Origin of the sequence: Streptomyces sp. NPDC016562 (assembly GCF_043076955.1) — a bacterium.
Taxonomy (GTDB): domain Bacteria; phylum Actinomycetota; class Actinomycetes; order Streptomycetales; family Streptomycetaceae; genus Streptomyces.
Window position 1 is genome coordinate 666,262 of the sequence record NZ_JBIBRZ010000003.1, and the last position, 21,962, is coordinate 688,223.

The following is a 21,962-nucleotide window of genomic DNA, read 5'->3' on the forward strand; positions in this document are numbered from 1 at the left end:
GACACGGGGATTCACCGCTGGGCGGGCACGCCGTCCAGGACCTGACCGGCGACTTCGTCGGGGACCTCGCCGGGCCCCTCGTCGCCCACCCCGCCCGGAACGAGCGCGACGAGCCGCCCGACCAGCTCCCCGAAAGGCCCGTCGGCGGGCTCGCCGGCCAGGATCCGTACGAGGATCCCCGCCATCTCCGCGTCGTACGCCGCGCTCACGGCGGCCAGCGCCGCGAAGTCGTGCACCAGCTGCAGTTCCAGCTCGGCGCGCGGGATCCTGCGCCCGTCCAGCCAGATCAGCGCGGTGGACTCGGCGAGCGACACCCAGGAGCGCACCACGAGTTCCAGGCGCGCAGGGGGAGCGGCGATCCCGATGCCCAGGTGCGCCAGGATCTGCTCGTACGCCGCCTGGCGGACCTCGTCGATCATCGCGTTGGCGCGGCTGCTGCCGACCGCCGGCCCGCCCCGCATCAGCGCCGAGAAGCCCGGCCCGTGCTCGTCGACGAAGGCGAAGAACCGCCCCATCACCCGCAGCAGCCGCGCCCCGAGCGGCCCCTCCCTGGGCTCCACGAACAGCGCCGCCAGCTCGTCGGCCGCCCGCCGCAGCGCGGCCTCGTACAGGCTCTGCTTGCCGGGGAAGTAGTGGTAGACGAGCGGCCTCGATATCCCCGCGGCCGCCGCTATCTCGTCTATCGACACATCGTCGGGCGACCGGTGGCTGAACAGCTCCAGGGCCACCCCGATCAGCTGTTGCCGCCGCTCCTCGACACCCATCCTGCGTCGCACTCCGGTCGTCATGCCGACACCCTACTGGGGCGCGTTCACAGGTCCAGGACGAGGCGGTTCCCCTTCGCGCGGGAGACGCACAACAGCATCGAGTCCGCGCGCTCGCCGTCCGTGAGCAGCTCGTCGCGGTGCTCCACCTCGCCCGCCAGGACCCGGTGTTGGCAGGTCCCGCAAAAGCCCTGCTGACACGAGTACGGAGTGTCCGGCAGCTCCCTGCGCACCGCGGCCAGCGTGGTCTCGTCCGCGCCGACCTCAACCGTCCGCCCCGAGCGGCGCAGTTCGACCGTGAAGGGCTCAGCGGGGCCGGGCGCCGCCGCCGGGGCGAAGCGTTCCAGATGCACCAGGGCCGGGTCCGGGGCGGCGGCCGTGACGGCCCGCATCAGGGGGTCCGGGCCGCAGCAGTAGACCAGCGTGCCGGGCGGGGCCGTGGACAGCCGGGTCAGGTCGGGCCGGCCCGTCTCGTCCTCGGGCAGGACCGTGACCCGGTCCCCGTACGCCTCCAGTTCGGCCAGGAAGGGCATCGAGGCGCGCGAGCGGCCCCCGTACAGGAGGGTCCAGTCGGCGCCGGCCGCCGTGGCCGCCCGGAGCATCGGCAGGATCGGGGTGATGCCGATCCCGCCCGCGACGAAGACGTACGAGGACGCCGGGACCAGCTCGAAACGGTTGCGCGGCGGCCGCAGTTCCAGCTGGGCGCCCTCGACCAGCCGGGCGTGCGCCTCGCGGGAGCCGCCGCGGCCGTCCGCGATCAGCCGGATGGCGATCGTGTACCGGCCGCCGTCCGCCGGGTCACCGCACAGGGAGTACTGGCGGACCAGCCCCGAGGGCAGGGTGACGTCCACGTGCGCGCCGGGGGTCCACGCCGGCAGGTCCGGGGATTTCAGGGCCAGTTGCAGCACGCCCTCGGCCGGCTGCGTACGGGAGACGATCAGCGCGCGCAGCCGGCGGCGCGGGGAGTGGCCCGAGACGGGCGTCTCCAGCGCGGGCAGGGGCCACAGCGGGGACGCCCCGATGCGCCGGCTCAGGGCGCGCCGCGCCACCCAGGCCGCACCCGCCACCGCCGTCACCGCGAGGGTGCGCCTCATGCCCGGACCCCGCCGTTCGCGCCGGGGGAGGAGGCGAGGTAGGCCACGGCCTGGGCCGTCGAGCCCTCCTGCGAGGGGTGGTAGGTGCGGGAGAGGTACTTCGGGACGGACTTCAGCATCGCGCCCGTGGAGGGGAGCACGCCCTGCTGTCCGGCCAGGAAGAACTGCCCGAAGGACGCCTTGCCGTCCACCAGGTGCGGGTCGTTCGCCATGAAGAAGCGGACCCCGCGCTGCCACAGGAAGACCAGCGCGGAGAAGGCGGTCGCCCAGGTCCGCGCCCGGCGCCGGTAGGTGCCGTCCACGTGCATGAAGAGGTCGAAGGCCACCGCGCGGTGCTCGACCTCCTCGGCCCCGTGCCAGCGCAGCAGGTCCAGCATGGCGGGGTCGGCGCCCCGCCGGTCCAGGGCCTCGGCGTTGAGCACCCAGTCGCCCAGGAACGCCGTGTAGTGCTCGATCGCCGCGATCATCGCGACCCGCTCCATCAGCCACCAGTGCCGCGCCCTGCCGGGCGGCAGGGTCCGGTCGCCGAGCAGCTTCTCGAAGAGCCAGTCCACCTGCGCGGTGTACGGGGTCGGGTCCAGGCCCAGCCGCTTCAGGTGCGGCAGCACGTCGTCGTGGGCGGCGGCGTGCATGGCCTCCTGCCCGATGAATCCGACGACGTCGGCCCGCAGCCGCTCGTCCTCGATGTACGGGAGCACCTGCTTGTAGACGTGCACGAACCACCGCTCACCCGCGGGGAGGAGCAGGTGCAGCACATTGATCATGTGCCCGGCGAAGGGGTCGCCGGGCAGCCAGTGGAGCGGGGTGTCCTCCCAGTCGAAGGACACGTTCCGGGGCTTGAGGTCTATGTGTTCCGACGCCACGGGGGCGGGCGCGAGCGGCCTATTAGACATGGCGTCAATGTACTGAGGGGTAGGGGCGAAGAAAACCCCTCTGCAGCTGCTGGCGCAGCGAGCCCGCCGTCGAGCCGTCCGTCAGCGCAGCGAGCCCGCCTTCGAGCCGTCCGTCAGCTTGCCCGACAGGTCGACCTGCGCCCCGGCCGGAGCCTTGACCGCCAGCCGGTTGCCGTTCGCCGAACCGCTCACGCCGCCGCCCGACGCCGACAGCGACGCGAACTGCGCACTGCCCGCGGCCAGTACGTACCACTGCCCCGCCCGCGACTTCCACAGCACGCCCGCCAGCACCCGCGGCTCCCGGACCCCGCACGCCGGGGACCCCTCCGCCGTGGCCGCCTGCGCCGCCACCGGCGTGCCGGGGGCCAGGAACTGCGCCTGCACCCGGTCCGCCGCGCCCTGCCAGGTCTCGGCCCGCGTACAGAGCCAGGTCGCCGTCCCGTCGCCCTCGGGCAGCGGCTGCTTCGCGTAGGTCCAGGCGTTGACCGTACGGACGCCGTGCGAGCGGACCGAGGGCAGCAGGCATGCGATCCGCGACCAGTCGCCGAGCTCCGCGGCCTCCGTGACGTCGCGTTCGGCGCCCGGCGCGCCCGAGGTCAGCCGGGCCGGGGTCAGCTCGCCGAGGTCGGTGATCAGCCGGGTGGCCCCGTCGCCGGTCAGGGACAGGGCGTTCCAGCTCGTGCAGTTGCCCGCCGGGGCCGGGCTCGGCACCGGCGGGGTCACCCCGTCCGGGCCCGGCTTCAGCGCCGTCGCCGCGTCGCCGGGCTTGAGCAGGTCCCGCAGGGCCGCACCCGTGACCCACGGCGCCGTGAGGTACCGGACGTTGCCGTCGACCCGGCTGAGGACCAGCGCGGTGGCGGTGTCCGCCGAGGCGCCGTCGGTGCGGGCGAAGTCGAGGGCGGCGCCGGTGGTCCCGGTGCGCGGTTCGGCGTAGCGGACCACGCGCAGGCCGTCGTACAGCAGGACGACGACGGCCTGGTCGACTGCGCCCGCGAACAGCAGCTGCGCCGGTCCCATCGGCGGCCCGGCGGGGGTCCCCGGGGTCGCGGAGACCACCACGGAGGAGCCGGGCCGCGCCCAGACGGCCAGCGCCCGGCGCAGCAGCGCGGCGTCGTCGGCGCGGTCGCCGCGGGCGGGCCAGGTGGAGAAGCCCGTACGGGACGACGTACGCCACAGCGTCGGCGCGGCCCGGACCAGCTTGCCCGGGTCCAGGGCCTGTTCGGCCGCGGCGTTGCGGGAGTACGGCGGGGCGGCGGCGCCGTCCGAGCCCCAGCCGCCGCCGGGCAGCGCGAGCAGCGCCCCGCACACGGTGAGCGCGGCGGCCGCCGCCAGGGCGGCGCGGGTGAGACGGCGCCGGCGCAGCAGGTCGGTGGGCCGGGCCTGGAGCACGCACGGGTCGAACTCCGGGGAGGCGAACAGGGCGTCGTTCGCCGGATCACCGGAGCCCGCCACCGCGGCGGCCGGGTCCGGGATCCCGGCCTCGTCGAGCACCCGGAGCACCTCGGGCTCGGACAGCCGCTCCAGGGCCCGCAGCACACAGGCGGCCCGGCCGGCCCCGTCGAGCGTGGCCAGCCACTGGTCGAGGGCGAGCTCCTCGGCCCCGCCCGAGCGGGGGAACAGCCGCAGCCCCCAGACCTGGGGGAGCGCGGGCGGGAGCTGCGCGCGCCGGGGCAACGCCCGGAAGGTCAGCGGGATCCCCGCCTCCAAGGCGGCGCGCAGCACGCGCAGCCGGACGTACGCGTAACCGGAGTCGTCCCCGCCGGCCCGCTGGCCCGGCACCCCGCCCTGCACGGCCGCCACGGCGGCCGCCGCGTCCCGCCGGCCGCGCGGCAGCGCCCGCTGGACCAGCGAGTGGGCGGTGAGCACCCGCCTCTTACGGCCGAGGGCGGGCGGCAGCACCAGGTAGGCGAGCCGCACCAGCCGCGGGTAGTGCTCGACGATGGCGGCCTCGGCCTGCTCGACGTCCGGGGGCACGGGAGACACGGGAGGCAGGGAGCGGGTGGCGGTATCCGGCGCATTCACGTTCAGCAGAACGAGCGAATCGTCGGATGGTCACCCGCCGTCGTATCGCACGTTCGGGTCAATTCGGGTCATGTCGGGACGGCCGGCCACCAGGGGCAGGCGGTCAGGCGATCAGGCGGGCGCGCAGTGCCTCGACCGTCTCGTCCGGGACGACGAGCCCCTCGCGCACGTACTTCTCCATGGAGCCGTAGCGCGCCGCCACCTCGTCGAGCGCGGCCTCCAGGTAGGAGGGGAACACGCCGATCAGCGCGAGCGCGATCTCCGGGTCCCCGCCGGCCGCCGTGAAGCCCTCGATCATCGGGGCGAAGGCCTGCCTGACCGCCGGATTGACCGACAGGTACTCGGCCCTCAGCGTCTCGTCGTCCGCGCCGAGCAGCGACAGGACCACCGTCGCGCCCCAGCCGGTGCGGTCCTTGCCGGCCGTGCAGTGGAACAGCAGCGGGCCCGACGCGGGGTCGGCGGCCTCGGTGAGCAGCATCCGGTAGGCGGCCTGCGCGGAGCCTGAGTTCACGAACGACCGGTAGGTGTCGGCGAACAGAGCCTGCGCCTTGCCGCCGCCCAGGTGCTTCTCGGCCATGACCGGGTCGGACAGCAGGTCCTTCAGCTGCACCGCGGCGGGCACCTTGCCCGCGCTCAGCTTGTCCGCGAGGACGTCGGCGACCAGGAGCCGGGCCCCGGCGGGCAGGCGGTCGGGGTGGTCGGCGCGCTCGGCGTCGGTGCGGAAGTCGAGGACCGTACGCACGCCCAGCGCGTCCACGGCCGGGTCGGCGGCGGGGTCGAGACGGTCGAGCTGGCCGGAGCGCAGCAGCAGGCCGGGGCGCACGGTGCGGCCGCCGCGCAACGGGGTGCCTCCGAGGTCGCGGAAGTTGGCGACGGTGGTGGAGGGGATGGCGGTCATCGTGGCGGCTCCAGCGGGGTGCGCGGTGTGTTCGGGTCGTGCGGGGGGTGGGGGTGTGCGGGGGGCTGGCGTGCGGCATCGCCTGGCCGTCGCGTTATGCGGCGATTCCTGCAATTTTCCGGTGGTTCATCCCGGAAAGACAATCGGCGGCCACCGAGACGCCGATGCCGACCGCGAGCGCCACCAGGTGTCCGGCGTCCGTGAAGGTCCGCCCCCGCTTGACCACCGGCGCCGCCGCGAGCGCGAGCAGACCCACCCGGGCGGCCGTACGGACCTTCCCGCGCGGCAGGGCCGAGGTCAGCGCGCCGAGCACGGCGTTGAACCCGTAACTCGTGCCCACGTCCAGGGCGCGCCGGGTGCGGCGGTCGGCGGTCCTGCGCAGCGCGCCGAACACGAGGAGGGTCGCCGTGGTGTGCCCGAAGAGGAACACCGCGGCCGTCCACCAGGCGCCGTACGCGTACTCGGCGTATCCGAGGACCGCGACCAGCAGCAGCGCGTAGGGCAGAGGCATGGGCTCTTCCACGACCAAGGCGCTGGTCAGCAGCGTCTCCCAGCGCCCGGCGGCCAGATTGTCGACATTCGTCGAGCAGGCGCGCAGCAGTCGCTCCCGCTCGGCCGTCTCCATCCGCTCCAGGGCGAGTGCCCCGAGCTGGACCCCGCCGGCGTACACCGCTCCGAGTGGAATTGGTTTCACGTGTCCATGATCGGATACGGCCCCTGGGTGGGCTCCACCGGCCCCGTGCGAACATGGCCCGGTCATGTCAGAGCACCCCGCGCCGATGCGCGCCACGCGGGCCGCGGTATTCGCGGCGATGTGCGTCGCTCTGGGTGCGGTGGGGCATTCCTTCATGTCGGGCACGGATATTCCGGTTTTGGGTCTTCTGGGCGCCTTTGTGGCGGTCGGCGCGCTCGCGTGGTGCGCCGCGCGGAGGCGGCGGGGGCCGGTGGGGATCACGGCGGCACTGCTCGGCGTGCAAGGGGTGCTGCACCTCGTCTTCTCGGAGAGCATGCCGACAGGGCGCTCGCCCTTGCCCGCGCCCTCGCACACGCACGCCCACCACCACATGCCGGGCATGGACATGGACATGAGCGCGGGCATGAGCGCTGGCATGGACATGGGCCCGGGCGCCGACATGGCCGGTCACGGCGGCCTCGGAATGATCGCCGCGCACGTGCTCGCCGGACTGCTCTGCGCCGCATGGCTGGCGTGGGGCGAAGCCGCCGTGTTCCGGCTGGCCCGGGTGCTGGGAGCCGCCGCGCTGCACGCGGCCCGGCCGCTCTCCCGCGCCCTCGTCCTCGTACGGGCACGGCCGGCCGCCTTGCCGACCCCGCCTGCCTTCCGGGCCCCGTACCACCGGCCGCGCCGCCTGCGCGGGGCCGTGCACGCGCATGCCGTGGTGCGGCGTGGGCCGCCTGTGGCGATGCTCCTTCGCGCCACGGCCCCCGGCCGTCCTGCCCGCGCCTGACCGGCGCACCTCTCTGGTGAGGGGGCGGCGAGACCTGGGGCCGGTTCCCCATGTCTTCGCCAACACCTAGGACCACCATGTCCCTTGACGAGATCCACGACGTCCGGACCTCGGACGCCATCCCGGACGCCATCCCGGAAGCCGTTCCGGGCGAGGCGTCCAAGCGGCGCGGCGGCTGGGCCGCCGTGCGGCCGCTGCTGCTGCGCATGCACTTCTACGCGGGCCTGCTGATCGCCCCGCTGCTGTTCCTCGCCGCCGCCACCGGGCTGCTCTACGCCGCCTCGTGGCAGGCCGAGAAGATCATTTACGCCGACGAGCTGACCGTCGCCCGCGTCGGCGAGAGCGTCCTGCCGCTCAGCGCCCAGGTCGAGGCCGCCCGGGGCGCCGCGCCCGAGGGCAAGGTCGTGTCGGTGTGGCCCGGCCCCGACGAGGAGGCCACCACCCGGGTGATCATGGAGCGCTCGGGGCTCCCGGAGGGCGAGACCCTCACCGTGTTCGTCGATCCGTATACGGCCGAGGTGCGCGGGCAGCTCGCCACCGCCGGCGATGCTCTGCCGCTGCGGGCCTGGTTGAGCGAGTTCCACTCCAGCCTCCAGCTCGGGGAGTTCGGCCGGATCTACAGCGAGCTCGCCGCGAGCTGGATGTGGGTGGTCGCATTCGGCGGACTCGCCCTGTGGATCGGCCGCCGCCGTACGCGCAGGTCGCAGCTGCTGCTCCCGGAGCGCGGCGCCACCGGCCGGCGCCGGACCCTGTCCTGGCACGGGGCCGTCGGTCTCTGGGCCGTCGCCGGTCTCGTCGTACTCTCCGCGACCGGCCTGACCTGGTCGAAGTACGCCGGTGAGAACATCGGGCAGCTCCAGGACAGCCTCGGCGGGGCCACCCCCAACGTGTCCGCCAAGCTGAAGCCCGGCGCGGGCGCCGACGGAGCCGACGAACACGCCGGGCACACCATGGCCCCCGGCGAGGAGATGCCGCCCGCGCCGCCCGCGGTCGACGTCGGCATCGACAGGGCCGTGGCCGCCGCCCGGGCCGCAGGCGTCACCGAGGAGCTGCGCGTGACCCTGCCCGCCCAGGGCAAGGGGTACGTGGTCAAGGAGCAGGACAAGCAGGTGCCGGTGCACCTGGACGCGGTCTCCGTCGACCCCACGGACGGCCGGGTCATGGACGAACTGCGCTTCACCGACTACCCGTTGCTCGCGAAGATGACCCGCTTCGGCATCGACCTGCACATGGGCAAGACCTTCGGGCTCCTCAACCAGATCGCCCTGGCCGCTCTCGCGCTCGCCGTGATGTTCCTGGTCTTCTGGGGCTACCGGATGTGGTGGCTGCGCCGCCCCACGAAGGACCGCAAGCTGTCCGTCGGCCGCGCCCAGCCGCGTGGCGCCTGGCGCAAGCTGCCGGTGACCGTGCTGCTGCCGCTGGTGGCGGTGACCGCCGTCGTCGGCTGGTTCGTCCCGCTGCTGGGGATCAGCCTGGTCGCCTTCCTCGCGGTCGACGTGCTGCTGGGCTTCGTGGGGGGCCGCCGGGCCGCCAAGGCGGCGTAGCCCGGGTGGCGGCGCGTAGCGCCGTTTAGTGCCATCTAGTGCCGTGTAGCGCGGTGTAGCGCCTGCGCTCGGTGGGCCCGTACGCGCGGAAGCGAGTACGGGCCCACCGGCGTGCCGGGCGTCAACGGCCGCCTCAGGGGGCGTACTTGTAGCCCACCCGGCGGACCGTCCGGATCACGCCGCGGTGGGCCGGGCCCAGCTTGCGGCGCAGACGGGCGATGTGGACGTCCACGGTCCGGCCGTCGCCGACGTGGCCGTAGCCCCAGACGGTGGTGACCAGCTGGTCCCGGCTGTGCACGCGGTGCGGGTGCTTCACCAGGTGGGCCAGCAGTTCGAACTCCAGGTAGGTCAGGTCGAGCAACCGACCGTCGACCTCGGCCGTGCGCTGCGCCGTGTCGATGCGGACGAGGGCGTCGCCGCCCGTGGCGGTCGCGGCGTCAGGCGATGGCAGAACGGTCGGGGCGGGCTGCGGTGCGGCCACGGCCTGCGGGGCGAAGGCGATCGGCGGCTGCTGGTCGGCCGGTACGAGGACCAGGTAGCCGACCATCGGAGGCTGGCCCGGCAGCGTCGGCAGGGTGTGCTGCGGCGCGGGCAGCCAGGTGGCGCCGGGCGGGAGGAGGTCCACGACTCGGGCCACTTCGTCTCGGTGTACGGAACGCAGGTGGTGGCGCGCACTGGGCGGGTGGCTCAGGGAAGCGGTCGCAGCGGAGGCGGCGGAGGATGCGGCGGAGGTGAGGGAGCGGGTGTTCGCCATGAGTGGTCAGCTCTTTCACGCGGAGTGGTCGGCAGGAGACGTGCGTACGTCATCGATGTCGTACCGCGCAGACCGAAGGCCTCGGGCAAGGTCGGAAGGGTGGTCCCGGAGGCTTTAGAGGGCCGGCGCGTTCTTCGCGCGGCAACACTCCCGGTCGAACACGTGCGCCTGACGGGACGGCCAGAACGGCTCGAGGTCGCTGCGACCTGACGAGGTGTGCGAATGGCTGGCCATGGCCCCATTCAAGCAGAAGTCATGTCCAGGAGGCAGACCCTGTCTCACGTCGTGGAGCGGAATCTCATATTCCGCCGCCACGTCCGCGCCAAACCAGGACAAATGCGGGTCGTCAGTCCAGGTGCAGTCGCTCCCAGGCCGGCCCGGCGTCCCAGTCCTTCTCCTGACGCGCCCAGCGCGCCATGACCTCCACCACCTCGGCCGCGGTGGGCAGATACGCCTGGAAGTGCCGGTCCGCGGCCCCGGCCCGGTGCTCCAGCTGGTAGTCCTCGCCCTCGTCGCGCCACACCTGTATGTAGACGTCCGGGTCCACGACGAACCGCTCGACGATGAGGAAATGGTCCCGGTCCGCGCCGATGCGCTCCACGAGTTCGGTCAACGTGCCGAGCGCGGGCCGCTCGTAGGACTCGCCGCGCTCCGTCTGGATCCTGATCGCCAACATGTCCCCACCGTGCCACGGGGCACTGACAACGCCCGCCGCCCGCCGGTCCACGGGGGATCGGCGGGCGGCGGGTACTTCGCGGGGCGGCGGGTCCTAGACCAGGCCGTCCTTCTCCAGGCCGGTGCAGCAGGTGTCCGTGATGAGGCGGGTCACCACGTACGGGTCCACGTTCGCGTTCGGACGGCGGTCCTCGATGTAGCCCTTGCCGTCCTTCTCCACCTGCCACGGGATGCGGACCGAGGCGCCGCGGTCCGAGACGCCGTAGCTGAACTCGTTCCAGGGGGCGGTCTCGTGCAGACCCGTCAGACGCTCGTCGATGCCCGCGCCATAGTTCTTCACGTGGTCCATCGGCTTGCTGCCCTCGCCCAGCGCCTCGCACGCGGAGATGATCGCGGGGTAGCTCTCGCGCATCGCCTTCGTGGAGAAGTTGGTGTGCGCGCCGGCGCCGTTCCAGTCGCCCTTCACCGGCTTCGGGTTCAGCGTCGCGGAGACGTTGAAGTCCTCGGCGGTGCGGTAGAGCAGCCAGCGCGCGATCCACAGCTGGTCGGAGACCTCCAGCGGGCCCACGGGCCCGACCTGGAACTCCCACTGGCCGGGCATGACCTCGGCGTTGATGCCGGAGATGCTCAGGCCCGCGGCGAGGCAGTGGTCCAGGTGCTTCTCGACGATCTCGCGGCCGAAGATCTCGTCCGAGCCCACGCCGCAGTAGTAACCGCCCTGAGCGGCCGGGAAGCCGTTGACCGGGAAGCCGAGCGGACGCGAGCCGTCGAAGAAGGTGTACTCCTGCTCGATGCCGAAGATCGGCTCCTGAGCGGCGAACTTCTCGGCGACCGGACGCAGCAGCGCGCGGGTGTTCGACTCGTGCGGGGTCATGTCGATGTTCAGCACCTCGCACAGCACGAGGAGGTTGTCGCCGCCGCGGATCGGGTCCGGGCAGGAGAAGACCGGGTTCAGCACGCGGTCGGAGGCGTGGCCCTCGGCCTGGTTGGTGCTCGATCCGTCGAAGCCCCAGATCGGCAGCGCGTCGCCGTCCGCGAGGATCTTCGTCTTGGAGCGAAGCTTCGCCGTCGGCTCGGTGCCGTCGATCCAGATGTACTCAGCCTTGTAGCTCACGGGCCCCATCCTCAGACTCTGCGGGTGCTGCTGGTCGCTGCTTCATCGCTGCGGTGATGACCGCAGCGTGCCCGCCCGCGATTTCCCTTCCGTTGCCCGTGTGTGAACCCCGTGTTACCGAGGTTTACGCCGCAGGTCGGGTGGGTTGTGCGGGGCGACAGCGGGTTGGTGGCGGCGCGCCCGTCCGGGTGGGGCAGACTGGCCCCGTGAGCATTTCGTCTGATTTGAACCCTGTCGGCGACCCTGGCCCCGGCCGCTCCGGCCAGCCCGGCCCCGTAGAGCCCCGCCCCAGGGTGGGGCTGCTGGGGACCGGCCCCTGGGCGCACCGGACCCACGCCCCCGCCCTCGCCGCGCACGCCGGGTCCGAGTTCGTCGGCGTGTGGGGCCGCCGGCCCGAGGCCGCGGCGGAACTCGCCCGCGCGCACGACGTGAAGGTGTACGAAGACCCCGACGAGCTGTTCGCCGAGTGTGACGCCGTGGCCTTCGCCCTGCCGCCCGACGTGCAGGCCCCGCTCGCCGTGCGCGCGGCCGCCGCAGGCTGCCACCTGCTGCTCGACAAGCCCGTCGCGACGACTGTGGCCGACGCCCGCGCCGTGGCCGACGCGGTGGCCCGTCACCAGGTCGCCTCCATCGTCTTCCTCACCCTGCGCTTCGCCGAGCCCACCGCGGGCTGGGTCGCGGAGCAGGCCGGACGCCCGGGCTGGTTCACGGCGGCCGCGCACTGGCTCGGCGCCGTCTTCCCGCCCGACGGCACGCCCAGCGCGTACGCCGACTCGCCTTGGCGCAGGGCCAAGGGCGGGCTGTGGGACGTCGGGCCGCACGCGCTCTCCGTACTGATTCCGATCCTCGGCGAGGTCACCGAGGTCAGCGCCACCCGCGGCCCCTCCGACGTGGTCCAGCTGGCCCTGCGGCACGCCTCCGGCGCGGCCAGCACCGCCGTGCTCAGCCTGGGCGCGCCGCGGGCGGCCGCCGGGGTGGGGCTGGAACTGCGCGGCACCGAGGGCGTCTACGCGCTGCCGGGCTGGAGCGACGTACCGGGCGCCTACGGGCGCGCCCTGGACGCGCTGCTCACCGCGGCCCGGACGGGCGTACCGGACCCGCGGGGGGCGGAGTTCGGGGCTCGGCTGACGGAGCTGCTGGTGGAGGCGGAGGGGCAGTTGCCGGTTGTTTGAGCCCTTGCCGGCTATTTGATCAGGGCGTTCGCCACGATGATGGCTAGGCCGATCGTGGCGTCGGCCAGGCCGATGAGCAGGGCCGAGCGGAGCCGGTGTCCGACCCGGACCGCGACGAAAGAACCCCAGGCGAACAACAGCGCGGTGTTCAGGCCGAGCCCGACGGCGGTCACCGCGTCGGAGCCCCAGCCGGCGAGCCCCGCGATGACCAGCAGTAGGACGGTGGGAAGCGCGGCCGCGATCATCGGCCACTCGACCCACAGGGCCCGCGCCAGCAACCGCCACCGGTGCCCTACGGAGCCCCGCTGGTGACTGGCCATGTGGTGCGCGTAGCCGTGCGCGAGCCCGGCGGTGGCGGCGGTCACGAGCACCCAGCTGGCGTCGTAGAAAGGCGTGTACTCCTCACCCGCCTGATCCAGCGCGGCCAACAGCCCACTGGCCAGCACCGTTCCGTACACCCCGGCGAACATCCAGTCGGCGCCTTGGCGGGGCGGGGGGAAGGTGGGGTGGGGAGTGGGGGCGGGGGTGCGTTGTGGCTGCTGCTCGCTCACCGGGGTTCCTTGTGGGTTTTTTGGTGCGGTACATCCCTTTTGGGTAATGGAGTCACCCTACGGGGTGGCTTCGGGGGCGGGAGCCTCTCGGGCGGGATCAGAGATGCGTATGGGGGTTTCCCGTCAGTCTCATCGTCTCTCCGTGTCGGGCCGGTCCCTCAAGGGCGCTCCCTACGGTCGCGTCGCTGCGCGATGGCCTTCGGCCACCCTTGACCGACCGTCCCGCCCCGGACATACGAAGACCGCCGGGAAACCCCCAAAGGAACGGGCCGGGCCTTCTTTTTCAGGGACGGGGAGGGCCGGGAGGCGCGGGCTGGGTGCTGGCGGCCGAGTCTTCAGAGCGGGCCCACTTCCGGCAGGCGAGAGTGCTTAGCATCGGGGCATGCCTCAGCTCCAGCTGCTCCGTTTCGACCATGCGCCGGCGCTCCTCGCGTTCGAGAAGGAGAACCGGGCCTACTTCGCTGCGTCGGTACCCGACCGTGGCGATCACTACTTCGCTCATTTCGACGCGCGGCACCAGGGTCTGATGGCTGAGCAGGCCGAGGGACTGTGCTTCTTCCACGTCCTGGTGGGCAGCGGTGGGGAGGTGCTGGGGAGGGTCAACCTCATCGATGTGGAGGACGGTGCGGCCGAACTCGGGTACCGGATCGCCGAGAAGGCCGCAGGGCGGGGGCTGGCCACCGCTGCCGTGCGGGAGGTGTGCGCCCTGGCTGCCACGGAGTACGGGCTGACCGCGCTGCGTGCCGTCACGACCGTCGACAATCCCGCTTCGCGGACCGTGCTGGCCCGCACAGGATTCGTCCCCACCGGTGAGATCCGCATCGACGGCCGCCCCGGTGTCGCCTTTCTCCGGGATCTGCGGGAAGAGGTGTGACGACTACGGCTTCATCCCGTGGATTACCTCCGCCAGCGCGTCCACGGCTCGGGTGAACGACGTGTTCGGTGGGGAGGCGTAGCCGACGACCAGGCCCTCGCGGGGTGGGGTGGGGGAGGACGGGTGGTGGTAGGAGGAGAGGCCGTCCAGGGCGAGGCCTGCGGCGCGGGCGGCTGTGAGGGTGGGGGCTTCGTGGCCCGGGGGGAGGTCCAGGACCGCGTGCAGGCCCGCCGAGATGCCCGTCACGCGGATGTGCGGGGTGCGGGCTGACAGGACGGAGACCAGGTGGTCGCGGCGGGCGCGGTAGCGCAGGCGCATCCGGCGGACGTGGCGGTCGTACGCGCCGCACTCGATGAAGTCCGCCAGTGCCAGTTGGTCCAGCGCGCTCGCCCAGGACTCCCGTAGGCCCTTCGCCGCCAGGACCTGGTCGACCAGGTGGTCCGGGAGAACCAGCCAGCCGAGGCGGAGCGCGGGGGAGAGGCTCTTGCTGAGCGAGCCCGCGTAGACGACGTGGCCGGGGGCGAGTCCTTGGAGGGCGCCGACAGGTTTGCGGTCGTAGCGGAATTCGCCGTCGTAGTCGTCCTCCACGATCACGCCGCCGGTGCTGCGGGCCCACTCGGTGGCGGCGGCGCGGCGTGAGGGGAGCAGGCGGGCGCCGGTGGGGAATTGGTGCGCCGGGGTGAGGAGCAACGTATGGATTCGGGTGGGGAGTTCGGCGGTGAGTTGGGCGCCGTCCTCGTCCACCGGGATGGGGTGTGGGTGGACGCCGGCTGTGTCGAGGATGCTGTGGTGGAAGGGGAGGCCGTAGGCCTCGACCGCCCAGTCGCGGGGGCGGATCGCGGCCAGGAGGCGCAGGCCGTTGGCGAAGCCGGAGCAGATGACGATGTTGGCCGGGGTGGTGCGTACGCCGCGTGCGCGGGAGAGGTAGGCGGCCAGGGCCTGTCGCAGTTCGGGGCGGCCCTGGGGGTCGCCCGGTCCGAACGCCTCGGTGGGGGCCTGGGTCAGGGCCCGCCGTGCGCTGGTGGCCCACGGGGCCCGGGGGAAGGACGCGGGGTCGGGCTTGCCCTGGAGCAGGTCGTGGCGGGGGCCCGGGGGTGCGGGTGTGGTGGTGGGGGCTGAGGGGCTCGCGGCGGCGGCGCCTTCGGCGACGTGGGTGCCGGAGCCCTGGCGGGCGGTGAACCAGCCTTCGGCGACGAGTTCGGCGTACGCGTCGGCCACGGCGTTGCGCGCCAGGCCGAGGTCGGCGGCGAGCGTCCGGTACGGGGGGAGGCGCGTCCCGCCGGCCAGTCGGCCGGTGCGTACGGCGTCGCGCAGGGCCTGGGCGAGGGCGGTCCGCCGGGCGCCTTCGGCGGGGAGGTCCAGGTGCAGGTCGGCGCCGGAGTCGGGGGCGGTCATGCGGCGGGCGGGGTGAAGACGGTGTGGGTGGCCGTCAGGAAGCGGCGGACGGTGTCCCGTTCGGCGGGGTCGAAGGAGTCCAGCACCGCCAGGACCCCGTCGATCAGCGGGCCGAAGAACTCCCGGCCCAGGCGAATCGCCTCCGGCTCCACGCGCAGCAGGATCCGGCGCCGGTCGCGGTCGTCGCGGACGCGGGCCACGTAGCCGAGCCGTTCCAGCCGGTCGATCACGGCGGTGGTGCCCGCCGAGCCCTGTCCGAGGCGGGCGCCGAGCAGGCCCACCGTGGCCGGTTCGCCCGCGCGGGCCGCGTCCAAGAGGCAGATCAGGGCGCGGACGTCCGTGGGGTGCATGTGGTTGCGTCCTGCGAACTCCGCCTGGCGCAGGCTGAATTCGATGCTCACCGCTCGCAGCAGGTGCACCAGGTCAAGGTTCTCGGGTTCTTGGTCGTCGTTCATGGTCGCATTAGTATCTCTTGCTGAGCGAGATTATCGCCCGGCGAGGTAATGGGGTCTGTCATGTTCTCCGCTTCTTCCTTTCGCGCCGCCTACGACGAGGTGCTCGGGCCGCACGTCGAAGCCCTCGAACTGCCTACGCCGTACGGGGTCACCCGCGTCAATGCGTGGGGGCCGGCCGGCGGGACGCCGTGGGTGCTGCTGCCCGGGGGCGGGGCCACCTCCGCCGTGTGGGGCGCGTGCGTCGCCGCCGGGCTCGGCCGTGATCATCGGGTGTACGCCGTGGATCTGGTGGGGGAGCCCGGGCTGAGCATGCCCGCGCCGGGGCGGGCGGTGCGGAGCGTCGGGGACCTCGTCGGCTGGCTCGACGCCGTCCTCGACGGGCTGTGCCCGAACGGGCCGGTCGTTCTCGGCGGGCACTCGTACGGGGCCTGGATCGCCGCCCACTACGCCGCGCGGCGTCCCGCCCGGCTCGGCCGCCTCGTGCTGCTCGACCCGACGCGGGTTTTCGCCGGGCTGCGTCCTGGCTATGTGCTGCGGGCCGTACCCATGCTGGCGCGGCCCACGCCGCGGCGGATCCGCTCGTTCCTCGCGTGGGAAACCCGCGGGGCCGCGCTCGATCCGGCCTGGCTGCGGCTCCAGGACGAGAGCGTCGGCTTTCCCGCCGTGCGCCCGGTGACGGGTCCGCGCCCGGACCTGGCCGGGCTCGGGGCCCCGGTCCAGGTCCTGTTCGCCGGGCGCGCCCGCTGCCACGACGCGGAGCGCGCGGCGCGGGCCGCGCGGGAGGCGCTGCCGAGGGCGCGGGTCGACGTACTGCCCGGTGTCTCGCACCACGGGCTGCCGCTGACCGCGGCCGGGGAGATCGTCCGTCGGCTCACCGGGGCCGTCTAGCCGCTCACTAGGCGAGCCCGGTTCAGGCCTTGCGGGACAGGGCCTCGCGGACGGCTTCCTCCGAGCGGGCGACCACGGCCGTGCCGTCCTCGGCGGTGATGATCGGGCGCTGGATCAGCTTCGGGTGGGCGGCCAGGTGGGCGATCCACCGGGCCCGGGCCGCGTCGGTCTCCTCGCGCGGCAGGTCCCGTACGCCGGTCTCCTTGGCGAGCGGGTCGGACGTACGGGTGATGTCCCACGGCTCCAGTCCGAGCCGGCCGAGCACCTCGCGGATCTCGTCCTCGGAGGGCACGTCCTCCAGGTAGCGGCGCACGGTGTAGTCGGCGCCCTCCGCGTCCAGCAGGGTCAGCGCGCTGCGGCACTTGGAACAGGCGGGATTGATCCAGATCTCCATGGCGCCCCACTCTAACGAGGACGGGGTGCGGGTCTCACGAGGACGGGGTGCGGGCGCCGTCCGGCCAGGGCTTTTGTCAGTGCCCCCCGGTAAAATCGAGGGAGAACGACAGGACGCCAACTACCGTTTGGGAGGCTGTAGATGGCCACTGCCACCACCGTCCAGCACGTCAAGAAGAAGCCACTGCCGGCGGGCCTGCCCCGCGAGTGGTACGAGAGCCACAACCGCCGTCTGAAGGCCATGCGGCTGGCGATATCCCTGCTCGACTCGGGGACGTACGACGCCCGGCGCGCCACCAACCGGAAGATCCGGACGATGGCCGTCCGGACGGGGATCCACCGGCCGTCCAACGTCACGTGCAAGATGGTGCGCGCCTTCATCAAGGAGTCATGATCAAGGAGTCGTGAGGCGTCGGCTCGTCATCGGGCGCCGGGGCCCGGCCGGCCGCAGTGGCCGGGGCCCCGGTGTCCCGTCACGGTGGCGGCGGCGCTCCGTCCACCGAGAGCAGCAGGAGGGCCACGTCGTCGCGCGGACCGCCGTCCGTGAAGGCCGCCAGGTCCCGCCACACCGCGTGCACCAGACCGGCCGGGTCCCTGGCCAGGACGGGCACCCGGGCCGCCAGGGGGTAGAAGCTCCCCGTCGCGTCCCGGGCCTCCGTCACGCCGTCCGTGTGCAGCAGCAGCCGGTCCCCGGGCAGCAGGGGCAGCTCCGCCACCGCGGGGGCCGGTCCCGAGAGCCCCAGACCCAGCGGCGGGCCCGGCTCCACGGCCACCTCCGACACGGCGAAGCCGCGCAGCCGCAGGGCCGGCGGGTGCCCGCACGACACGATCCGTACGAGGTCCAGCCCGGGCGGGAACTCCAGCAGCACCGCCGTCGCGAACAGCTCCGGATGCTCCACGGGGCCCAGCGCCGAGTCGGCCACCAGCCGCCGGTCCAGCCGGGCCGCGACCGCCGCCAGCCCGGCGTCGTCGAGCACCGCCTCGCGGAAGGCGCCCAGCAGCGCGGCCACGGTGGCGACCGCCGCCAGGCCGTGCCCCTGGACGTCGCCGACCAGGGCGCGCACCCCGTACGGACCGGCCCGGACGTCGTACAGATCGCCGCCGACCAGGGTGCCGCGCTGCGCCGCCCGGTAGAGGCCCGAGCAGCGCACCCCGCCCACCTGGTGCGGCACCGGCGGCAGGACGGCCAGCTGGGCCGCCTCCGCCACCGTGCGGACGCTGACCAGCTGCGCGTCCCGGCGCCGGCGCACCCAGGCGATCACCACGCTCAGCAGCGCGACGGCGGCCACCGTGGCCATGTCCGTACCCCGGGCGTGGGTGATGCCGAGGCCGGGCACCCCCACCAGCAGGAGGACGATGCCGGCGAAGACCGCGGTGCCGGCCGCCCCGTACGCGAACGCGGCCACCGGCGGCAGACCCGCCAGGAAGAACCCCAGCTCCACGTCGTCCGGGGTGGCCCGCTGGGCGAGCACCAGCCCGACCAGGGCCACGGCGGGCGCGATCCGGGCCCAGCGCGGCGGTGGCTCCCCGCGCAGCCACCCGGGCTCCGTGCGTCCGCGTCTCACACCTCCACCCTGGTACGGGGTCCGGTCCCGCGCACCCCGGACCGGCCCGCCGGGTGGCCGCGCCGGGCCGGTGCCGGGACAGTGGTGGCGTGACAGGAGACCAGGGTGCGGCGGGCCCGGGGCCCGGCCGGGCGCACGTCGAGGCGCACGGGACGGGAGGCGGCTCGCCGAGCGAGGGGATCAGCACGCGGCTCAACTGGCTGCGCGCGGGGGTGCTCGGCGCCAACGACGGAATCATCTCCACCGCGGGCCTGGTGGTCGGCGTGGCGGGGGCGACGACCTCGCGCGCGGCCATCCTGGCGGCGGGTGTCGCGGGGCTGCTGGCGGGTTCGCTGTCGATGGCGGCGGGGGAGTACGTCTCCGTCAGCTCGCAGCGGGACTCCGAGCGGGCCGCGCTCGACCTGGAACGCCGGGAACTGGCCGAGGAGCCGGAGGCCGAGCTCGACGAGCTGACCGACCTGCTCGCCGCGCGGGGACTGAGCCGCGGGGTGGCCCGGGAGGCGGCCGAGCAGCTGACGGAGCGGGACGCGCTGCGGGCGCACGCCCGGGTGGAGCTGGGGATCAATCCCGACGAGCTGGCCAATCCGTGGCACGCGGCCTTCGCCAGCCTCGTCGCCTTCACGGTGGGGGCGCTGCTCCCGCTGCTGGCGATCATCCTGCCCGGGCCTTCGGCGAGGGTGCCGGTGACGGTGGTGGCGGTGCTGGCCGCGCTCACGTTGTGCGGGGTGCTCAGCGCACGGCTGGGCGGGGCGCCCGCGGGGCGCGCGGTGCTGCGGAACGTGGGCGGCGGCGCGCTGGCCATGGCCGTCACCTACGCGGTGGGCACCTGGCTGGGGACCGGCTGAGCGAAGCCCCACCCCCGGGGCTCCGCCCCGGACCCCGCGCCTCAAACGCCGGCGGGGCTGAAAGTGTGTCGGCGGGGCTGGAATGCGCTGGGGGCCGGGCGCGAGGCCGGGTTCGCGGCCGGTTCGGACCGCCGGGCCGCGCGCCGTACACGCCGACCGGGGCGGATGGTCGCGCCGCGCGGCCGCCGCACCGGCAGGATGGGGGCATGCGCATCGCGGTCACCGGGTCGACCGGGCTCATCGGCAGTGCACTCGTACGGTCCCTGCGGGCGGACGGGCACGAAGTGGTGCGGTTCGTGCGGCGGGAGCCCGCGGCCGCCGACGAGGCGCGCTGGGATCCCGTACGCGGGTACGTCGACCCCGCAGGGCTGGCCGGGTGCGGGGCCGTCGTGGGGCTGGCCGGCGCCGGGGTCGGCGAGCACCGGTGGACGGCCGCGTACAAGAAGGAGATCCGCGACAGCCGGGTGCTCGGCACCGCCGCGCTGGCCCGGGCCGCGGCCGCGCTCGACGAGCCGCCGAAGGTGTTCGTCGTGGGCTCCGCGATCGGCTACTACGGGGACACCGGCGACCGGGCCGTGGACGAGACGGCCCCCGCCGGGCACGGCTTCCTGCCGTCCGTCTGCGTGGAGTGGGAGGCGGCCGCCGCCCCCGCCCGCGAGGCCGGGATCCGCACCGTGTTCGCCCGCAGCGGCCTGGTCGTCGCCCGGGAGGGCGGAGCCTGGGGGCGGATGTTCCCCCTCTTCCGCGCCGGCCTCGGCGGACGGCTCGGCAACGGCCGCCAGTACTGGTCGTACATCTCCCTGCGGGACGAGGTCGCGGCCCTGCGCCACATCATCGACGCCCCCGGCCTCGCGGGCCCCGTCAACCTCACCGCCCCCGAGCCGCTCACCAACCGTCAGATCACCGCAGCCATGTCCCGGGTGCTGCGCCGGCCCGCCGTGCTGCCCGTACCGGCCGTGGCGCTGCGCCTGGTGCTCGGGGAGTTCTCCTCCGACGTGCTCGGCAGCCAACGGGCCCGTCCCGCCCGGCTGCTGGAGTCCGGCTTCGTCTTCCGCGACCCCGGCATCGAGCAGGCCATTCGCGCCGCGCGCTGACAGGCCCGCATGCTCCATCGGAACCGCGTGCGACCGGCGTGCGACCGTTCGTGACCCGGATGCGACCGTCGTGCGACCGGATCTGACCGTAATACTGAGCCGAACTCGGGTTCCCCCGAAGCCCCTTGAGGGAAGGAGGATCCCCACACAGCCGCGCCGACCTCGGGGAGGGGCACGTGCTCAGCAGCGCACACCATGCCGCACACCATGCGGACGTCGTCATCGTAGGAGCCGGAGTCTCAGGACTCGCGGCCGCGCACCACCTGATCGCAGCCGGGGTCACGGTCACCGTCCTGGAGTCCGCGGACGACCCCGGCGGACGGATGGCCACCGAGTCGGCCGACGGGTTCCGGCTGGACCGGATCGGCCAGCTGCTCAACACCTCGTACACCGAACTCGCCCGCACGCCCGCCCTGCGGACCCTGACCCTGCGCCCCTTCGCGCCCGGGGTCCTGGTCCACACCGACGGCAAACAGCTCCGGGCCGGGGCCCTCACCCCCGCCCGCGCCCTGGCCAGCGGCTCCCTCGACCAGGCCCGGCTCAGCGCCGCCCTCGGCCGGCTCGCCGCCGTGCCCGAGGACAAGCTGCTCGCCCGGCCCGAACGCACCGCGCACGCCGCGCTGCGCACCCGCGGGCTGCCGGAGCGCACCCTGGGCGGGGTGCTCCGGCCCCTGCTCGCGACCCTGCTGCGCGACCCGGAGCTCACCACCTCCAGCCGGGTCGCCGACCTGGCCCTTCGCACCTTCGCCCGCGGCCGGCTCGCCGTGCCCGAGGGCGGAGCGGCGGCCCTGCCCGACCTGCTCGCGGCCGGTCTGCCGCCCGGGACCGTACGGACCGGGGTGCGGGTGCGGTCGGTGGCCGTCAACCTCGTCACCACCGAGGAGCACGGCGACTTCAGCTGCCGCTCCGTCCTGCTGGCCACCGGCGCCCGCGCCGCCGCCGAGCTCCTGCCCGGCCTGCGCGTCCCCGCCTTCCACCAGGTCACCGTCCTGCACCACGCCACCACCACCCCCCTGCCCAGGGACGGCTCGCTGGTCCTGGACGGAGACCCGGACTGGCCCGTCTGCCACACCGCCGTGATGAGCGCGGTCGACCCGACGCGGGCCCCCCGCGGCCGGAGCCTGGTCACCACCACCGTGCTCGGCCCGCCGCCCCCCACCCGTAGGGTCGCCTCGCGCCTCGCCCGGCTCTACGACACCACCACGCGGGACTGGGAGCTGCTGGCCGTCCACCACACCCCGGAGGCCGTCCCCGCCATGCCCCCGCCCTACGACCTGCGGCGCCCGGTACGGGTCCTGGCCGGGCTGTACGTCTGCGGGGACCACCGCGACACCAACACCGTTCAGGGGGCCCTGCACTCGGCCCGCCGGGCCACCGGCGCCGTCCTGCGCGACTTCGGCATCCCGCTCCCGGCCACCGCGGAGCACGCGCTTCCGGTGGCGGCCTGAGAACCACCCAGTCCGCCGGCGGGGCCGCGTCCGCAGCCCCGCCGGCACCGGCGCAGCC

Annotated in this window: 23 protein-coding genes; 9 read left to right on the forward strand and 14 right to left on the reverse strand. The window is 74.1% G+C overall.

Annotated elements, in window-relative coordinates; genetic code table 11:
• Positions 1 to 11: 11 nt before the first annotated feature.
• The 6 genes from ACF059_RS18135 to ACF059_RS18160 all read right to left on the reverse strand — a co-directional run bounded on the left by ACF059_RS18135 (position 12) and on the right by ACF059_RS18160 (position 6,365).
• The gene (locus ACF059_RS18135) at positions 12 to 788 is read right to left on the reverse strand and encodes a TetR/AcrR family transcriptional regulator (protein ID WP_392057945.1); all 777 of its coding nucleotides are present in this window, start codon (positions 786 to 788) and stop codon (positions 12 to 14) included.
• A gap of 23 nt (positions 789 to 811) precedes the next feature.
• Positions 812 to 1,858, reverse strand: coding sequence for a PDR/VanB family oxidoreductase (locus ACF059_RS18140; RefSeq protein WP_392057949.1), 1,047 nt, complete (start codon positions 1,856 to 1,858; stop codon positions 812 to 814).
• Positions 1,855 to 2,751: a metal-dependent hydrolase gene (locus tag ACF059_RS18145; RefSeq protein WP_392057952.1), complete on the reverse strand. Its 897-nt coding sequence runs from the start codon at positions 2,749 to 2,751 to the stop codon at positions 1,855 to 1,857. The genes ACF059_RS18140 and ACF059_RS18145 overlap by 4 nt, the downstream gene beginning before the upstream one ends.
• An 81-nt stretch (positions 2,752 to 2,832) precedes the next feature.
• Positions 2,833 to 4,773, reverse strand: coding sequence for a hypothetical protein (locus ACF059_RS18150; protein WP_392057955.1), 1,941 nt, complete (start codon positions 4,771 to 4,773; stop codon positions 2,833 to 2,835).
• A gap of 103 nt (positions 4,774 to 4,876) precedes the next feature.
• The gene (locus tag ACF059_RS18155) at positions 4,877 to 5,671 is read right to left on the reverse strand and encodes a tyrosine-protein phosphatase (protein WP_392057958.1); all 795 of its coding nucleotides are present in this window, start codon (positions 5,669 to 5,671) and stop codon (positions 4,877 to 4,879) included.
• A 94-nt stretch (positions 5,672 to 5,765) separates the two neighbouring features.
• The gene (locus tag ACF059_RS18160; protein ID WP_392057961.1) at positions 5,766 to 6,365 is read right to left on the reverse strand and encodes a rhomboid-like protein; all 600 of its coding nucleotides are present in this window, start codon (positions 6,363 to 6,365) and stop codon (positions 5,766 to 5,768) included.
• A gap of 250 nt (positions 6,366 to 6,615) precedes the next feature.
• Between ACF059_RS18160 and ACF059_RS18165 the strand changes: the two genes are divergently transcribed.
• Positions 6,616 to 7,137, forward strand: coding sequence for a hypothetical protein (locus ACF059_RS18165; RefSeq protein ID WP_392057964.1), 522 nt, complete (start codon positions 6,616 to 6,618; stop codon positions 7,135 to 7,137).
• A gap of 77 nt (positions 7,138 to 7,214) precedes the next feature.
• Positions 7,215 to 8,681 carry a PepSY-associated TM helix domain-containing protein gene (locus ACF059_RS18170; protein ID WP_392057966.1) on the forward strand — a complete coding sequence of 489 codons (1,467 nt, stop codon included), beginning with the start codon at positions 7,215 to 7,217 and terminating at the stop codon, positions 8,679 to 8,681.
• A gap of 133 nt (positions 8,682 to 8,814) precedes the next feature.
• Here ACF059_RS18170 and ACF059_RS18175 read toward each other — a convergent pair whose 3' ends face one another.
• The 3 genes from ACF059_RS18175 to glnII form a co-directional block, all read right to left on the reverse strand.
• Positions 8,815 to 9,435, reverse strand: a complete 621-nt coding sequence (locus ACF059_RS18175) for a winged helix-turn-helix domain-containing protein (protein ID WP_392057969.1) — start codon at positions 9,433 to 9,435, stop codon at positions 8,815 to 8,817.
• A 346-nt stretch (positions 9,436 to 9,781) separates the two neighbouring features.
• Positions 9,782 to 10,111, reverse strand: a complete 330-nt coding sequence (locus tag ACF059_RS18180) for a hypothetical protein (protein ID WP_392057972.1) — start codon at positions 10,109 to 10,111, stop codon at positions 9,782 to 9,784.
• A gap of 93 nt (positions 10,112 to 10,204) precedes the next feature.
• Complete coding sequence (gene glnII, locus ACF059_RS18185) at positions 10,205 to 11,224, reverse strand: glutamine synthetase (RefSeq protein WP_392057974.1); 1,020 nt, start codon at positions 11,222 to 11,224, stop codon at positions 10,205 to 10,207.
• Positions 11,225 to 11,436: 212 nt separating this feature from the next.
• Between glnII and ACF059_RS18190 the strand changes: the two genes are divergently transcribed.
• Positions 11,437 to 12,396, forward strand: coding sequence for a Gfo/Idh/MocA family protein (locus ACF059_RS18190; RefSeq protein WP_392058165.1), 960 nt, complete (start codon positions 11,437 to 11,439; stop codon positions 12,394 to 12,396).
• An 11-nt stretch (positions 12,397 to 12,407) separates the two neighbouring features.
• On the opposite strand, the gene ACF059_RS18195 is transcribed toward ACF059_RS18190, so the two are convergent.
• Positions 12,408 to 12,947, reverse strand: coding sequence for a hypothetical protein (locus tag ACF059_RS18195; RefSeq protein WP_392057977.1), 540 nt, complete (start codon positions 12,945 to 12,947; stop codon positions 12,408 to 12,410).
• Between the two features lie 382 nt (positions 12,948 to 13,329).
• Here ACF059_RS18195 and ACF059_RS18200 point away from each other — a divergent pair, with 382 nt between their 5' ends.
• Positions 13,330 to 13,821 carry a GNAT family N-acetyltransferase gene (locus tag ACF059_RS18200; RefSeq protein ID WP_392057979.1) on the forward strand — a complete coding sequence of 164 codons (492 nt, stop codon included), beginning with the start codon at positions 13,330 to 13,332 and terminating at the stop codon, positions 13,819 to 13,821.
• A 3-nt stretch (positions 13,822 to 13,824) separates the two neighbouring features.
• Here the strand turns inward: ACF059_RS18200 and ACF059_RS18205 are convergent, their stop codons facing one another.
• Both ACF059_RS18205 and ACF059_RS18210 read right to left on the reverse strand, forming a co-directional pair.
• The gene (locus ACF059_RS18205) at positions 13,825 to 15,216 is read right to left on the reverse strand and encodes a PLP-dependent aminotransferase family protein (RefSeq protein WP_392057982.1); all 1,392 of its coding nucleotides are present in this window, start codon (positions 15,214 to 15,216) and stop codon (positions 13,825 to 13,827) included.
• Positions 15,213 to 15,671 (reverse strand): MarR family transcriptional regulator, encoded by a 459-nt coding sequence (locus ACF059_RS18210; protein WP_392057985.1) that lies wholly within the window; start codon positions 15,669 to 15,671, stop codon positions 15,213 to 15,215. Before ACF059_RS18210 ends, ACF059_RS18205 begins: the two co-directional genes overlap by 4 nt.
• 60 nt (positions 15,672 to 15,731) lie before the next feature.
• Here ACF059_RS18210 and ACF059_RS18215 point away from each other — a divergent pair, with 60 nt between their 5' ends.
• Complete coding sequence (locus ACF059_RS18215; RefSeq protein ID WP_392057988.1) at positions 15,732 to 16,559, forward strand: alpha/beta fold hydrolase; 828 nt, start codon at positions 15,732 to 15,734, stop codon at positions 16,557 to 16,559.
• Positions 16,560 to 16,581: 22 nt separating this feature from the next.
• Here the strand turns inward: ACF059_RS18215 and ACF059_RS18220 are convergent, their stop codons facing one another.
• Positions 16,582 to 16,953 (reverse strand): ArsC/Spx/MgsR family protein, encoded by a 372-nt coding sequence (locus ACF059_RS18220; RefSeq protein ID WP_392057992.1) that lies wholly within the window; start codon positions 16,951 to 16,953, stop codon positions 16,582 to 16,584.
• Between the two features lie 141 nt (positions 16,954 to 17,094).
• Here ACF059_RS18220 and ACF059_RS18225 point away from each other — a divergent pair, with 141 nt between their 5' ends.
• The gene (locus ACF059_RS18225) at positions 17,095 to 17,346 is read left to right on the forward strand and encodes a hypothetical protein (protein ID WP_361949587.1); all 252 of its coding nucleotides are present in this window, start codon (positions 17,095 to 17,097) and stop codon (positions 17,344 to 17,346) included.
• 79 nt (positions 17,347 to 17,425) lie between these two features.
• Here ACF059_RS18225 and ACF059_RS18230 read toward each other — a convergent pair whose 3' ends face one another.
• Positions 17,426 to 18,517 carry a PP2C family protein-serine/threonine phosphatase gene (locus tag ACF059_RS18230; RefSeq protein WP_392057995.1) on the reverse strand — a complete coding sequence of 364 codons (1,092 nt, stop codon included), beginning with the start codon at positions 18,515 to 18,517 and terminating at the stop codon, positions 17,426 to 17,428.
• Between the two features lie 89 nt (positions 18,518 to 18,606).
• Here ACF059_RS18230 and ACF059_RS18235 point away from each other — a divergent pair, with 89 nt between their 5' ends.
• From ACF059_RS18235 to ACF059_RS18245, 3 genes are all read left to right on the forward strand, one after another.
• On the forward strand, positions 18,607 to 19,362 hold the full coding sequence (locus ACF059_RS18235; RefSeq protein ID WP_392057998.1) for a VIT family protein: 756 nt from the start codon (positions 18,607 to 18,609) through the stop codon (positions 19,360 to 19,362).
• Positions 19,363 to 19,568: 206 nt separating this feature from the next.
• The gene (locus ACF059_RS18240; protein ID WP_392058001.1) at positions 19,569 to 20,456 is read left to right on the forward strand and encodes a TIGR01777 family oxidoreductase; all 888 of its coding nucleotides are present in this window, start codon (positions 19,569 to 19,571) and stop codon (positions 20,454 to 20,456) included.
• Positions 20,457 to 20,632: 176 nt separating this feature from the next.
• The gene (locus tag ACF059_RS18245) at positions 20,633 to 21,904 is read left to right on the forward strand and encodes an FAD-dependent oxidoreductase (RefSeq protein ID WP_392058003.1); all 1,272 of its coding nucleotides are present in this window, start codon (positions 20,633 to 20,635) and stop codon (positions 21,902 to 21,904) included.
• Positions 21,905 to 21,962 lie beyond the last annotated feature (58 nt).